Annotated in this window: 8 protein-coding genes and 1 pseudogene; 1 reads left to right on the forward strand and 8 read right to left on the reverse strand. The window is 61.0% G+C overall.

Going from position 1 to position 14922, the window contains the following annotated elements; translation table 11 throughout:
- Positions 1 to 77 precede the first annotated feature (77 nt).
- The 5 genes and pseudogenes from U5768_RS00535 to U5768_RS00555 all read right to left on the reverse strand — a co-directional run bounded on the left by U5768_RS00535 (position 78) and on the right by U5768_RS00555 (position 9809).
- A complete protein-coding gene (locus U5768_RS00535; RefSeq protein ID WP_322028430.1) occupies positions 78 to 3548 on the reverse strand; it encodes an ATP-binding protein in 3471 nt (1156 codons plus the stop codon).
- 3 nt (positions 3549 to 3551) lie between these two features.
- Positions 3552 to 4802, reverse strand: coding sequence for a DNA repair exonuclease (locus U5768_RS00540; protein WP_322028431.1), 1251 nt, complete (start codon positions 4800 to 4802; stop codon positions 3552 to 3554).
- A gap of 1331 nt (positions 4803 to 6133) precedes the next feature.
- Positions 6134 to 7115, reverse strand: a pseudogene (locus U5768_RS00545) (IS256 family transposase); the annotation flags it as partial.
- 493 nt (positions 7116 to 7608) lie between these two features.
- Positions 7609 to 8604, reverse strand: a complete 996-nt coding sequence (locus U5768_RS00550; RefSeq protein WP_322028432.1) for a ParB/RepB/Spo0J family partition protein — start codon at positions 8602 to 8604, stop codon at positions 7609 to 7611.
- Positions 8601 to 9809: an AAA family ATPase gene (locus tag U5768_RS00555; protein WP_028208684.1), complete on the reverse strand. Its 1209-nt coding sequence runs from the start codon at positions 9807 to 9809 to the stop codon at positions 8601 to 8603. The genes U5768_RS00550 and U5768_RS00555 overlap by 4 nt, the downstream gene beginning before the upstream one ends.
- A 1360-nt stretch (positions 9810 to 11169) precedes the next feature.
- On the opposite strand from U5768_RS00555, the gene U5768_RS00560 reads away from it, so the two are divergent.
- Positions 11170 to 12513, forward strand: coding sequence for a replication initiation protein (locus U5768_RS00560; protein ID WP_322028433.1), 1344 nt, complete (start codon positions 11170 to 11172; stop codon positions 12511 to 12513).
- 71 nt (positions 12514 to 12584) lie between these two features.
- Here U5768_RS00560 and U5768_RS00565 read toward each other — a convergent pair whose 3' ends face one another.
- The 3 genes from U5768_RS00565 to U5768_RS00575 are packed head-to-tail and all read right to left on the reverse strand — an operon-like array spanning position 12585 to position 14774.
- Entirely contained in the window at positions 12585 to 13520 is a 936-nt protein-coding gene (locus U5768_RS00565) for a phosphatidate cytidylyltransferase (protein ID WP_322028434.1), read from the reverse strand.
- 2 nt (positions 13521 to 13522) lie between these two features.
- Positions 13523 to 14143: a lysophospholipid acyltransferase family protein gene (locus tag U5768_RS00570; RefSeq protein ID WP_322028435.1), complete on the reverse strand. Its 621-nt coding sequence runs from the start codon at positions 14141 to 14143 to the stop codon at positions 13523 to 13525.
- Positions 14136 to 14774 carry a CDP-alcohol phosphatidyltransferase family protein gene (locus U5768_RS00575; RefSeq protein ID WP_322028436.1) on the reverse strand — a complete coding sequence of 213 codons (639 nt, stop codon included), beginning with the start codon at positions 14772 to 14774 and terminating at the stop codon, positions 14136 to 14138. The genes U5768_RS00570 and U5768_RS00575 overlap by 8 nt, the downstream gene beginning before the upstream one ends.
- Positions 14775 to 14922 lie beyond the last annotated feature (148 nt).

Genomic DNA, 14922 nt, shown 5'->3' on the forward strand with positions numbered 1-14922 from the left:
ACACGCTTCCTGATCAGATTATTGATGATTTCGTAAGCAGACTTCCCGTGAATTTTCATTACGCAACATTCACGCCGCTATGCGACGACTGGCGTGCGCTGCAATTCGACAACATTGACGTGCGCGCCGAATATCTCGCGAATCAACGGCAAAAGGTGATCGTGGTGCGTGAGAAACAAGACCTGAGTTTTCGTGGATAGATTGCGCAATGCCGAAAAACCGGCCTTTGCGCGTTCGTCGTCGAAATTGATGAACAGGTCGTCGGCAACGAAAGGCAACGCCGCCTTGCTCGCCAGTTGCAATTCGAGTGCGGCGATGCGCAGTGCGAGAAAAAGCTGGTCGCGCGTGCCTTCGCTCATGCCACTCACTTCGACGGTTTTGCCATTGTTACGCCGCGCATGCAACACGGGCGGATTGCGTTCGTTATCGACCACGAGCCGGGCGAATTCTCCGAGCGTGAGTCCGTTGAATATTTCACCCGCGCAGCGCAGCATCGGCCCCTGCTTCTGATCGCGATAACGATCCGTTGCCCATTTGAGCAGGCGGCTCGCGGTCGCGGCTTCGAGATATTGCTCCGCGGCTTCGCCCATCGCGCTCAGAGCCTCCTGGCGCTTCGCCTCCGCAAGCGCGGCATTGGCCTGGCCGTTGATCGCGTCGAACGCCTGCCTCGCGCTCACCTGTTGCTGAAGGCATTCGCTCAGCTCGAGGTTGCCCGCTTCGCGTTGCTGATTCACGGTCGCGAGCAGCGCGGGCACCTCGGCGACAGGCTGCTCCAGGATCTCGGCGGCAATCGCCTCTTGCGCGAGTCCGTCGCCCTCGCGCACGAGCGTGTCCCGCGCCGCCGAAATCGCATTCGCCAACACGCGGCGAGTATCGGAACGCTGGGCGAGCGGCAATGCCGCGTCTATTTCGCCCACGCCTGCAAGCTTGAGGATGGGCTCGATGCGCGCCTGTGCGCCCGCCACCGCCGCTGCGGCGTCGGCCACGAGCCTGCCGGCGATTTGCACGTCGGCATCGGCCTGGGCGAGGGATTTCGCCGTTTCGCGCGCGGTAGCGAGCCGCGCTGCGAGTTGGCGCGCAACGTCGACCCCGTCGCTCGATTCGGGCCGCTCAAGTGCGAGCGTCTGGGCGAGACGTCGCGCATCGGCTGCCAGCGTCTGCAACTGCGTGCGGATGGCGCTCATGCGGTTGCGCGGTACTTCGGCGTCCGAAAAAGCGGCCGCGATGTCATTGGCGAGTTCGACGGCGCCTTCCACCGCGGCGAGCGTCGCGGCGCGCGCACCAAGATTCGCTTGAGCGAGCGCTTCGCGCCATTGCGCCTGCCATTTTGTGTAGGCGTCCTGCTCAATCGTCAATCGGGATTGCGCGGATTCGCTCGCGTGTTCGACGTCGCGAATCTGCGCTTCCAGACCCTCGCGCTGCACGGCACTCTTTTGCGCCGCCTGCACAACGGTTTCAGCCATGCCGATCAACGTCGTTAACGTATCGTCTTCGTTCGCCTGCGCCACCGGGCGCAATGTTTCGAGCAGCGCCGCATGGGCGTTGCTGCGCGCCGTGCGATGCGCTTCCAGTTCGCTCGTGCGGCGATCGCTTTCGCTTTGTGCATGAAGCGCCGCCTCGCGATTCGCGAGCCACGTGCCCATATCTGCAAGCGGCATGCCGGGCAGTTGTGCGTTGTTTGCAATTTGCGTCCACGCATGGCGAAAGGCTTCGAGTTCGCGCTCGCGTTCGCTGAAAGCCGCAAGCTTGCGCTGTGCATTGGCGCGCGCCGTTTCGACTTGCTGACGCAAGTTCTGCAACGTGGCCGCAGCCTGCGACGTGCCGAGTTGCGCATCGACGAGTTCATCGGCCAAACGCATCGCGTCGTCGACGGCGGGGGCGCCATCCGCGAGACTGACGCGCGCCTCTTTCACCTCGCCCCATGCGCTATCGCGGCGCGTGCGCGCCGCCTGCACTTCGGCAGTCGTCACCACCTTGTTGCCTTGCGTGAAATGCTTCTCCTGCAATTCGACGCGCTCAATCTCTTCTTGCGCGAGTGCCACCGCTTCTCGCGCCGCGGCCACCGCGCTCACGCGTTCGCTTTCTTCCTTTTGCAGTGCAGCCAGGCGCGTGGCCGATGGCAAATCGAGCGCGCGCAGCATTTGCACCGGCTTGCTCCATTGGCCAAGCAATTGCCGTTTCTCTTCGACGGTGCGTTGCGCATCCGCCAGTTCGCGTTCGAGCGCGCTTTCCTTCGTCGTGCTGTTGCGGAATTCGCGCGCGTCGTCGAGCGCCGCATGCAATGCAAGCGGCACGTCGATGCCGGGCAAGCGCGTAAGTTGCTCCTGCAATTGCGCGAGCTTGCGCGTCTGGTCGCCGTGCGCCTCGCGAGCCGTCGTGAGCGCTTGTTCGCGAACACCGTGGTCGCGCAGGAGATTCGTCACCGTCTTCAGCGCGAGCGCGCCGGGCAGCGCCGCACGCAATGCGGCTTCCTCGCTCGGCCAGCCAAGCTGGGCCGCAGCGGCAAAGGCGGCGTCGAGATGATTGCGGATCGTCGTTTCGCACACCAGCAACTCGCGCGGGTGATTGACGCATTCGCCGCGCAGCGTGTCGAGCGCGTCGATTTCTGCGGCGAGCGCAAGCGCCGCGCGATCGGGCTCGATCGCATCGCGTGACGCCTGTTTGCCGGCGAGATCGGCCTGGCGCGCCTCCTGCACTTTGCGCTCGGCGGCGATATCGGCTTGCGCCTTCAACAAATCGGCATAAGCGGTGGGCGGCAAATCGACGACGTCGCCCAATGCGGCCAGTTCGTTCTGCTTGAGCGAAAGCTCCTCTATATAGGGAGCGAGGCGGCGCACGCGCTCGAGTTTCGAGCGCTGCGATTCGAGACCGCGCTGTTCGTCGCGCAGACGTTCGATCGCCTGTTCGACCGTTTCCAGCGCGTCCCTTTTCTCGACCCAATCGCGCGTGCGCACTTGAGCGGCCTTCAGTTCGCTCGTTGCTTCGGAGAACGACGCTTCCGCCTGCGCATACGCACTGCCACTGCGCCGCGGCGCCCAGAGTTCGGCCGCGCGACTCTCCAGTTCCTCGCGCACTGGCCCGAGGCTTCCCACACCCGCCGCCGATTCGAACAACACCTGGCCCGGCTTGTCCGATGCGTCGAGAATGCTGCGGCCGCCCTCAACGAGCCGCGCATGATCGAGGCCGAACATCTGCTCGAAGAACTCCTTGCTCGCGCCGTCGAGAAAAGCGGCGAGAAAATCGTCGGGCAATTTGTCGTCCTGCGGCGTGCGCAGTGAGTTGCGACCCCGTGCGCGATGAAAACGTTGCTCGGCCGCGCCATTTTCCAATACGCCGCCCAGACGCAGTTCGGGCGTGCCGTGGAGAAAATCGAGCGGCGTTTGCAGACGCATGCCGAACAGCAATTCCGATACGGCGGTGCGCACCGTGGACTTGCCCGCTTCGTTCGGCCCCACGATGACGTGGAAATCGTGCACCGCGCGCGGAAACGGCAAGGTCGTATCGGTGAATTTGCCGTATTTGATCAGATCGAGTTGCTTGAGACGCACTGGTCATTCTCCCGTGGAAAGGCGCGCAAGCAGCGCAGGACCGACCTGCTCAACCAGCGCGGCCAATTTTCCGTCGCGGGCGAGTTCGAGCAGCGGCGCGTCTTCTTTCACTTCGCTGCGCACCTTGCCGACGAAGGCGCGCAAATCGCGTTCGAGCAGCGCGAGAAATTCGGGATCCTGCGTGGCGGCTTCGAGTATCTGTTTGAGATCCGCGAGCGCTTCGATCTGCTCGTTTTGCGCGGCGGCCATATCCGCAGCGCTCGTATCGAGCTTGACCTTTTCCAGCCACAACTTGTCATTGCCGATAATGCCGATCTGATTGAGCACCTCGGCCCGCAATTGCGTGGCACGCCCGAAAAAGAGGCCGTGTGCGGGCGACTTGCCCGTCACCGTCACCCGCACCGCGCGCGGCACATGCGCATCGACGGTCAGCAGCGCTTCGAGCGCAGCGCCAATCTTGCGTGACAGCTCCGCGACGCTTTCGCAATCGCTCGCATCGACGCGCACTGATTCCCAGCGCAGCACGTCGAGGTATAGACGCTCGACCTCCGTGCGACCGCCCTCGACATTGACGAGCACAGCGCCGCGGCGCCCGGTTTCGCGAATATGCCGCCCCTGAAGATTGCCCGGAAACACGATGGTCGATTGTTCCGACCACTGCTGAAATTCGTGGACGTGGCCAAGCGCCCAGTAGTCGTAACCCTTTGCGTGCAATTCGGAACGCGTGCATGGCGCGTAGGTCGCATGCGCCGTATAGCCTTCGAGTGCGGTGTGGAGCACGCCGATGTTGTAGTAGCCGGAAACCGGCGACGGGTAGCCCACGGCGAGATTTTCGATTACGGCCTTGTCCTTGAAACTCTGGCCGTGCAGCGCGACCTTGATGTCGTCCAGCACATGCGTTTCCGGTTTGCGATGACTGAATACCAGCACGTTATCGGGCAGCGTGAGTTTCTTCGTCATTTCGCTTTCCGCGTCGTGGTTGCCCCACAGGGCGAAGACGCGAATGCCGGCCTTGCGCAAACGTCCCATCTGCTTGCCGAAGAAAATGCCCGTGTTGTGATCTTTCCAGTCGCCGTCGTAGAGATCGCCGGCAATGACGACGAATGCGACCTCCTCTTCAATGGCTCGATCGACGAGCAGGCGTAGTGCCTCGCGCGTGGCGTTGCGCAATTGGCCGGCTGGGGCGTCGGGATAGGCGCTTAGACCGTGCAGCGGGCTGTCGAGGTGCAGGTCTGCCGCGTGGATGAACTTCACGACGTTTCCTCTGTTTTGTGTGTGCAGGCGCGGGGTGGCGGAAGCGATGGCTGAAGCGGGTTGGCAAAGCGGGGCAATTTTAATCGAGGTGGGGCGTGCGGTTTGGGTAGCGGGGGCGAGGAGGCGAGAGGGGGCGGCGGAGTCGCTTTCCGTTGCTAGTTTTTGAAAACTACAAAATACGTAGTGAATTGCACGATTGGTGTTGGCGAGCTTCGACTCTAGCTTGCAGGCGACAGTTCTTAGGTGTTTCGGGGTCGAAGAAGGGTTATCGCCGTGAAACAAGTACTAGAATTTGGATTGTTTTCGGGGCGAAAGGCCCGACAGGTAAAGGTTTTGTCGATTTCTTGGTTAGGCGCGAAATGTTTCACGCTTGACGTGGCGCTTGCTGAGGCAGAGTCGCGCGGGGGCCGGCCTATTTTATGAGCTTTTCGGTTCCTATTTCATTCTTGGGTGGGTCCATTGACCGCTACTTCAACCTCGTAGTTGCAGTTTTCCGCATGCCACGACGCGCAATTCCTGCATGGTGGCGCTATCCTTCAACACTTTCGTTTTATTCGGTTAGTTGCGTTTATAGATGTTTTTGCTCAGAGTATTTATGGAGCGGTGCGGCTGTCGGCCGCGCGGTCAACGCCACTACTACCCCACTCCCCAGCCGCGAGTATCAAACTCAGTACAGACACGCTGACTATCCGTGCTGAGGGATGGCCCCCTCGGGGGATGGTGGTTAAAAGCTAACTCGGCGTCCGCCACAGGAGGCTGCTCGGGCAAACGACGCGCTGTGCGGGTGGGGCGACGCCTTCGCTTTCCTCCCTATTTGGAGTGCAAGGCGTTGTGTTCCGCTGATCCCGCCGATTACGATCCCGGCCGTCCACGCCACGTTGATCTGAGGAACGCACATAAAGCGACCACTACGAACGGGGACGGCACAAGGAGGTTGAACAACATCCGCCGTCCACATCACATGTCTTAGACTGCATTCGCGAAGGGAATCACGGCCGAGGACGCCGTAACTATGTGTCGACTCGACACAGTTACGGGGTAAGTCAGCACACGCGTGGGTGCGCAAACCCTCCTCTACGTGGCGATGCAATGTGCCGTGAAAATGGCCGTATAACGTGTTCGCGAACGGTAGTGCCAGGTCCCAGATCAACGTTGATTCAGTTTGCCCCGGCAAGGAAGCGACGATGTGCGGCAAGTTGAGGGGCGCGCGTAGCATTCTCCTGGGCGGACAACGCCGACCGAACAGAAAAACAGGCCAATGGCATCGCACTTCGTTGATATTCACCGCCCCTGTCCGCATTTTTTGTGGGTGAGGCGGTTAAAGGAATCGTTACCCGCGCCTGCGCGAATCGACCGCCAACCGGGATAGCAAACTCGTTCATGGCCAACTTCCAGTCGAAGGCGGTGCGAACAGATTTCGCCGGGACACTGCGTAGCGCCAACCACAGCAGCTTGATGGCAGCCCGCGGGTTTTGATGATCTTGTGGGTCCCACGCGCGGTGCCCTGACCGGCTTGATCATCAGGTCTTTGAGGCCCCATGAACCCGTCAGCGAAAGTCGGTAGCGTCTTCCGTGCAGCGTGTTCACTGGCTGCCGAACAGACGGGTCGTGGCGGCGCCGCAAGGGCCTTGCGGTCCTTGTAGACTGGCATACTCAAGATTGCTGCGGATCAGGCGCACGATGCAAATCTGCACAGCCGTTCTGGGTAGACGGTGCCGACGGCCTCGCCCACCCCCGTTAGACCGTCGACCCCGCAATCGAGATGTCTGGCTGCCGCAGACCTTGATTTCATAGAAAACCTTGAGCCAGAACTTCGCATCCTTGATCTGTTCGATCATAGGCCCGGCCATCGCGCGGGCCATCGTCCTGGATGCGCAGCGCCAGATAGACCGCCTTATCGCTGACCACGACGTCGTCGCGAATCTGGACGCGCAAGGCGTCGAAGAATATGACTAGATGCATCGCTTCTCGCGTCAGGCCAGTGTTTGGCCATCACCTCGTTGGTGACCCGGGGGATACCTCGGTACCGTAGCTTTCGGCCAGAAAGGCCTGAATCTCGCGTACGCGCATGCCGTGCGCGTACATCGCGATCATCGCTCGCCGAATGCCGTAAAGCGGCGATCGTGTCTGGAGATCAGGGCAGGCTCGAAGCTGCCGTCACGGTCGCGCGGCACCTCGGTGCGAACAAGCCCCCGATCCGCGATGACTGTCTTGCCACTGGCACCGTTGCGCTCGTTGGCTTGCCCCGCCGGTTAGGTTCGTCCCGGCGCCCATAGCGCATTCAATCAGCCCCTTATTGAACGCCAGCATCAGAGTGCCAGACAGGTCCCACGGCTCTCCCAATTTCAGAGCCCGCGTGTGCCGACTCTACACAGCCGCCCCAAATACGAACCAGGGACCCCAGATCTCCCGGCCTAGGCTCATACCGACGGCCGACGAAGCAAGGCCCCAAATTCCCGGCTGTGATCCAGGCGACTCACCGCGGCCCGCTGCGACCCATGGCCCCCTTCGACCGGGGTGTGTCGACTCGACACACGACACACTTCACCGCCTCCGAATAACAGTTCCCCCGCGCCTCGGACGCGCCCGCGAACTCATCCACTAAATCAAGTGAGATCAACCTGCACGAGATGTTTCCGCACCCCCGCAAATCACCCCTGCTTATGTGTCGACTCGACACACCATCCTCCGTGCCCCTCTCAGCTTCCTTCCAGCAGCGTGTCAACTCGACACACATCCGAAGCCACAAAAAGAAAAAGCCCACCGAAGCGGGCTTCCCTCCACACTACACAACCTCAATGCCCGATTAACCAGGCTTCACATTGAACAACTGACTAATCAGTTCCCGAATTTGCGTCTCTTGCGCATCCGACAACACGCCCGTCTTGAGCTTGACCGTAAAGCTATTGGTATCTTTGGTGATGCTGCCGGCGTGGCTCTTCCCTGAAAAAATTTTCTCGATGCTGCGTTCAGATACGCTTTCGGTGGTCTCCCCACGCCCAGCTTGCGCACCGATCGCCGCAGCCAGCTTACCTTGATCCAGCGTCCGGGCAACGACCGCCGGCCACAATTCACGCGCAGCCGAATGACCAGCGGACCCATACTTCTTGATCGCCGACACGACTTCATCCGCCGCCGATCCACCCAGCAGTCGTGGATTCAAGTCCAGATCGCGTCGAATGAAGTCCGGCAGATTTTCAAAGGCCAAAAATCGGTACAAGCCTTTGCGCGACATACCCAGCGCCTCGGCCATGCGCTTGCGCGTCGGAAACTCCCGCTCGGCGCGGCGTAGCGATTGCCCGATTTCGTAATCAGTGAGATCTTCGCGGCCGACGTTTTCGACCAGCGCGAGCACCGCCATGTCCTGATCGGAACACTCGATCACGGAGGCGCGAATGTCCTGCGCCTGAATCAAGGCGTGCGCGCGCAGACGTCGTTCGCCCGCAATCAACTGGTAGCCGTTCTCTGCGCGGCGAACCACGATCGGCTCGACGAGCCCGACTTCGCGAATCGATTCAGCCAGCGAGGCAAGTCCCTCGTCGCTGAAAATCTTGCGGGGCTGCCACGGGTTCGGTTGAATCGCATTCACCGGAAGCATGAGCTTGTCGCTCGTGTTCTCCAGTTCCTGGATGCGCTGCTGCGCCACCGCCAATGCGCCGAGCATGCCAGGTCCGGTCTTGAACGCGCTGCTGCGGCGCGGTTCCGCCGGAGCAGCGGCGGCCGGCCGTTCGGCAGCCGGCCGGTCCGATGAAGAACCTAGCTCGGCGGTCTTCGCCGCCATCTTGTCGCGGAATGAACTCACTTGCCGGCCCTCCATTGTTCAACGTAGAGATCGTCGATCCACTGCACGTAATCGGTCAGCGGTTGACGCACGCGCGCGACCGTCTTGTCCGCGAGATCGCCCTTGCTGATGTCGAACACGGTAGCCATGGCCAGCGCACCGTTGCTCATCGCGGAACTCGCCGGCACCTCGAGCGCGTTCACCCAATCCTTGTAGGTCCGCTGCACCCAGGAGCGCACGACCGGCGCCGAAGACGTTTTGCCGTAGTCGACCTTCGAAAGCAAAACGGAGACGAAGTCGTACGTCTTCTCGTCGCCGCGTTCCATGATCGTGTGCGCAAGGTCCGAAAAGAGGCTCCAGAACGACACCGAGCTAATGAAATCCAGGCTCTCGGGCACAAGCGGCATGACCATCGCGTCGGCGGCCATGAGCGCATTGATAGTGAGATAAGACAGCGAGGGCGCCGTATCCAGAATGATGTAATCGTATTGCTTGCGCAGCACTTCTACGCCTTGGCGCAGCAGATCCCAAAATTTGAAGCCCGGATTTTTAATCACCGTACCCGGAATGTGAAATTCCGCGGAAAAAAGCGTGGGATGCGCCGGAATGACGTCGAGGCCGTCCCAGTAGGTTTCCTGCACAAAGTTCAGCAGACCGCCTTCCATATGCGGATCGTAGATGAACGGCAGGACCGTGCTGTCCTCCGTCACCTCTTTTTCGGCATACAGCCCACAGAGTTCCGTCAGCGACGCCTGGGGATCGAGGTCGATCAGCAGGACCTTGCGGCCGCGCAAGGTCAGGCCTTGGGCGAGACACATGGTTGTGGTCGTCTTGGTCGAGCCGCCCTTGAAGTTCGCGACGAGTATCACCTTGCCGTCGGCGTCGCGTACGCCGGTATGGAGGGGGGTCTGATAAATATCAGAAACCTGCTGGACCCAGGTTCTAGCCTCCGGCAGGGTAAAGACCCGGCTTCGCCCGGATCCTTGCGCCACGCCCTGCGGGAGACCCTCACGGGTGGCGAGCAGGTTGTTCAATTTGATGCGATCAATTCCGCACATCTCCGCTACCTGGGCGGACGTGAATGTGGGCGCCATCTTTCGCGGCCGCGGCGCCAGCATCATCTCCCGAAGCTCTTCGGATAGACGGCCAGCCTCTTCAGCGAATTCAGTGATCGCGGAAAGGTCCACACGTCGATCAATCGACGGCAATTCGATAGTTTTTGCCATTAATACGCTTTTTATCAGAATTTGGATAAAGCGTAGAATACAGCAAAAGCGTATGAAAACACATTAATTGAGGGCGATATGAAGAAAAATGACCCTTCAAAACAGCCTGTATCGGCCTCCCGCGCCCCTTTTGAGGGCTAACTACCAACGCAGCCAGGAAGGCCACCATGGCTCTTATAAGGCTGCTCCCAGTCGTCTGCCTATTTTTTGTGCAAAAAATGAGGGCGGGCGAATCGTCGCAGCGCGAACGGTCGAGGTTTTTGTGCAAATTCCGAGACACTTAATCGAGACCCTCTGACATAGGCGCTCGCCAGCCTCCCGCAAAGTCACAGTTTTTGTGCAACGCCTCGAAACCAGCCGACCCATACCGGAGCGGCAACGTTTTTTGTGCTTCCCCATTTCTACCGCCCTGCCGGTGCAGCAAAGTTTGCACAAAAACCGTTACCTAAGCGAGGGGCACCACGTTCTAACTTATTTCCCCCCGCCTCCGCATGCACAAAAACCGTTACCTCATTCCCGTCCACACCGCGTGCGGCGGCACTCCGGGGCACTCTGCGGCCCATATCCACACCGCCAGCTACCGAAGTCATGGCTGCACAAATTCCGTTACCACCAATAACGCGACGCGCATAACTCGCAACGCCCTCGCCGCACAATAACCGTTACCGCCCGAGGCTCCATCCGAGGGAAGCACATAAACCGTTGCCTTCACGGCAGCTCGGCCAGGCGTGCACAAAATCCGTTGCCTTCACCTGTCCAGTCTATAAAGGGATCGTGAGCCGCTTCCTCCAATAACCGTTACCGGATCCGGCATGACCTCGGCTTGCCACGAAACGTCGTGCACATAAACCACTTCCTCCGATCATCGGATGCGCACAGAAATCGTTACCTCACTTCGGCTTCGAGGAGCCGAAAACCAGTTGCATCGTGGTTCTACACCGCTGAAAGCCTTTATTCACGAGTCTTCCCGGATCGCACGGGGACATACAACACGCCAAACTTCTCGCAGAGCCTCTTTTTTGCCGAACGGTTTGTTTGTTTACTTAAAGATAAAAACCCACCAACCAACTAACGTACGAACACGTTTCCTTTAGTTTCAACAGCTTGTCCCTCAAAAGCACTGTTCTTTGTGCTCGCTGCACCGTTTTATGTGCAGCGAAGGCCCGTTTTATGTGCTGTCGCTGTAGAGATATTTGTGCGATCGGGTACGTTTTTTGTGCGCGGGCCAAATCCGGTGCCTGTTTGAGGTAACGTTTATTGTGTTGACTTGTGTTTGCGTAGTGATAGAGTGCCGCCCAATGTCGACGGAGAGAGCGTGCGTATGTCGGAGGAGAGCGGGCGGAGGACCACAACACTGCAGATGTCGCTGGGTCTCTTTGAGGAGATGTCCGGCCAGCCGATCAATGAGAGCACGCGCGAAATCGGCTTTCAGCGCAATAACGTGTTCGTCGCCATCAACGGGCTGGGGCTGTCTTCGCGGCGATTCATCGACGCCGCCTATTTCATTGCCGCCCAGGAACCCGCGCCGCGCGAGACCTACGACGTCGACCTGAATTACTTCAAGTGGCTCATGCGCTATGAGAGCCGCAACGTTCGCCATTTGCAGAGCGTCATCAAGGAAGCGCAGCGCGTGCTGATCGAGGTGACCGACACGCCGCCCGACCGCGCCCCCAACGAAGACGATCAGTGGATTTCCGAGCAGCTAATGGGCAGCGTCAAGATCGGCAAGGGGCGTATCCAGTTCCGCATTCCGCCGCTCATGCTGCGCCACATCACCGGACCCGACAAGCATCACTGGCTGAACCTGTGCATTACGGCGTCGTTTTCCCAGACTTACGCCCGCGCGATCTACGACTATGTGCTGCCCTTCGTGGCGATGGGTTTGACCGACTGGATCGAGCTGGACGTCATGCGGCGCTGGCCCGGCAAACTCGGTACGAGCGCGTCGGAGTTCAAGCATTTCCGGCCTAAGTACCTCGACCCGGCGGTGCGCCAGATCAACGAGCTATCGGACATCGATCTCACCTACGAGACGCGCGCTGACTCGGAAACGTCGCGCAAAATCAACAAGATCCGCTTCCGGATGAAGCGCAAGGACACGGTCGCCGCGCTCCTTTCCCGGCAGCCCGACGCGCACGACCTGCTGCTCACGCTCAAGGAGGAATTCGGCCTGAGCAACAAGCAGTTCGACGTGATTGCGGAACATCGCATGAGCTGGACCGACGAGCGCATCCAGCAGGCGATCGAATACACGCGGTTCCGGCTCAACCAGGGCAAGGTGACCAAGAGCCCCGCGGGCTATCTGATGAAGGCGCTGAGCCACAACTGGCAGGTCTCTGAGGCCGAGCGCAAGATGGTCGCGATCCAGGGCGAACTGGCCGTGGCGGCGAGCGCCCAGGAAACCGCCAGGACGGTGGCGACCACGGCGGTGAAGCAGAGCATCGCCGCGCGCGACGAAGAGGCGAGGTCGCAGCGCAACGAGGAGGTCAAGCAAGGCCGCGAGCACTTCGAATCGGCCGACGAGAAGACCCGCAAGGAGCTGGTGCGGCTCTACATCGCCTCGCAGGCCGGCAAGCTCATGCTGCGGCGGTTGAAGCTCGAAGCGGGCACGCTCTCCGACGCGAACATTCTCAACCACTCCGATCTGTCGTGGTACTTCGGGCAATTCGTCTACGGCAAAATGAAGCAGCTTGCCGTGCAGTAAGCGTCTTCAATACGCTCGACGGCTGAAGTCGGTTCGGGCGTGTTTCAGGGGCGTCGGACCGGCCCCGGTGCTCAGGGCGTCGCGAAGCAATACCGCGTGAGGTGGAAGAAGATCGGCGCGGCGAAACAGATCGAATCGACGCGATCGAGCATGCCGCCATGACCGGCGATCATCACGCCCCAGTCTTTCGCGCCCATCGAGCGCTTGACCGCCGAGAGCACGAGGCCGCCGACAAAGCCGCCGGCCACCGTGACCGCCGACATCAGCAGCGCCTGCCATACGTTGAATGGCGTGAGCCCGTGCAGGAGGGTGCCGAGCCCGATCGCGAGCGCGCCGCCGCCGAGCAGGCCTTCCCACGTTTTCGAAGGGCTGACGAGCGGCGAAAGCTTGTGCTTGCCCCAGAGCTTTCCGCAAACGTACTGGAACACGTCGCTCGACTGCACGACGAGCAGGAAGAACAGCAGGAGCGGTCCGTTATTGCCGAAATAATGCGGCAGCGGCAGGAGCAGCAACGCAGGCGCATAGCTCAGCGAATAGACGCACACCATGAGCGCCCACTGGATTTGCGCGTTGCGCTCCAGGAAGTCTCTGGTGTCCTGTGCGAACGCCGCCGCGGCCGACATGATGAAGAACATGTACACCGGCACGAAGATCGAGAAGAGGCCGTACCAGTGGAACGCGATCAGCAGGTACTGGACGGGCAACGCGACGTAATACGCGAGCAGCAGCGAGCCGTAGTCGGCGGGTTTGGTCGGCGTGAGCGTGATGAACTCGCGCAACGCAAAAAACGAGCAGACGAAGAACAAGCCGAGCGTTGCATACGGACCGAGCCACAATGCGGTCGTAATCACGGCGACCATAATCCACCACGCCGAGATGCGCTGGTTCATGTTGGCGATCGTTGCGTTCGCCGTTCCGAGCTTCGCGCGCAGCACAGCGCCGGTTACTGTGAAGAGGCAGAGCAGGGCGAGCACGCCCACCACTGTGATCCAGAATACGTGTGGCATGGTCAGCCTCTAACGGAGTCCTGAAGATTGACGAGCGCGCCGCGCGCCTGCGCGATAAACACGTCCTTGTCGAGGCCGGTTGCGCCCGGCACGGGGTCCCCGAACGACACGTCGCAGTTCAACGGCACGGGTACGAGCTTGCCCTTGGGCATTGCGCGCATCAGGTTGGATAGATAGACAGGCACGAGCCGCGCCTCGGGAAATTCACGCGAAAGCCAGAAGAGCCCGCTCTTGAACGGACCGATCTCCCCGTCGAGGCTGCGCGTGCCTTCCGGAAAGATGATGATCGACCAGCCCGCCGTCAGCGCCGTGCGCACGAGGCGCAGCGGATCGTCGTCGCTGGCCGTGCCTTGCCGGTTCACATACACCACGCGCAGTACGCGGTTCGCGATGAAGCGCCGGGTGGGTGTGGCGTCCCAGTAGTCGCGCGCGGCCACCGGACGCACGCCGGAGCGCAAATCCACCGGGAGGGCGGCGAGAATGGCCAGCGTATCGACGTGGCTCGAATGATTCGCGTAGTAGATCGTCTGTTGCGCGGAAGGCGGCGTGCTCGCGTAGCGGCCGCGCGCGCCCACGACGAGCCGCACGAGCCCGAGCAGCCAGCGCTGCATTACGTTATGCATGTTCCGGGTCTTCCTGGGCGCCGTTGAGGTCGTGTATGAGCGCCCGCGTGCGCGTCACGCAGGTCAGCGCGCTGCCGGCGGCGATGAGGGCAAGCGACGCGAGGAGGCAGACGTGGCCGCGATTCAGCCAGGTTTCCAGCATGGTCGCGGCGCAGGCAAACGTAAGGACTGCCATGCGATGCTGCTTGGCCATGGGCCCGATGAAGCGTTGCGGCATCCCCACGGCGCCGCCGAACACGCGCACGTACGCGGTAAGCGCCGCGAACAGCGCGGCCGCCCAGCCGAGCGACGGAACGTTCGCGGCGTAGCCGGCGGCGACAAGGAGGCAAGTGTCTGCCACGCGGTCGGGAAACTCGTTGAAGATCGGTCCGGTGATGGACTTCTTGCCGCCTTCCACGGCGACGAGGCCGTCGATCACGTTGCACAGCAGCCGCAACTGAATGCAGACGATTGCCATCGCCATCGAGACGATGCTGTCGAGGCGCAGGAGGGCTAGCGCACCGATTCCGGCGAATACGGCGCTTGCGCACGAAATCTGGTTGGGCGTAACGCGCGTGCGGGCCAGAAACGCCGCGAGCGCGACGACGTACCGGTTGGAGCGCGACTCGATGGGACGTCGGTTATCGTTCATGGGGTGTCGGCCAATAGTGCGTCACGGCTTGCTTTCGCGGTCGAAAAGCGTGCATTCTGCCCCGATCGAACATATCAAAAAAGCCAATTTCGGCGCGCGAGCGTGAGGCGTGCGGGCCGCGGCCGTATCCTTGCGGTTGATCAACCGT

The sequence above is a fragment of the Paraburkholderia sp. J76 genome (genome assembly GCF_905220295.1).
Taxonomy (GTDB): Bacteria; Pseudomonadota; Gammaproteobacteria; order Burkholderiales; family Burkholderiaceae; genus Paraburkholderia.

What these genes read in the sequence shown, in the direction of transcription:
- U5768_RS00555 (WP_028208684.1), bottom strand. Translation starts at nt 9,809, where the DNA reads ATGGCAAAAACTATCGAATTGCCGTCGATTGATCGACGTGTGGACCTT.
- U5768_RS00560 (WP_322028433.1), top strand. Translation starts at nt 11,170, where the DNA reads ATGTCGCTGGGTCTCTTTGAGGAGATGTCCGGCCAGCCGATCAATGAG.
- U5768_RS00565 (WP_322028434.1), bottom strand. Translation starts at nt 13,520, where the DNA reads ATGCCACACGTATTCTGGATCACAGTGGTGGGCGTGCTCGCCCTGCTC.
- U5768_RS00570 (WP_322028435.1), bottom strand. Translation starts at nt 14,143, where the DNA reads ATGCATAACGTAATGCAGCGCTGGCTGCTCGGGCTCGTGCGGCTCGTC.
- U5768_RS00575 (WP_322028436.1), bottom strand. Translation starts at nt 14,774, where the DNA reads ATGAACGATAACCGACGTCCCATCGAGTCGCGCTCCAACCGGTACGTC.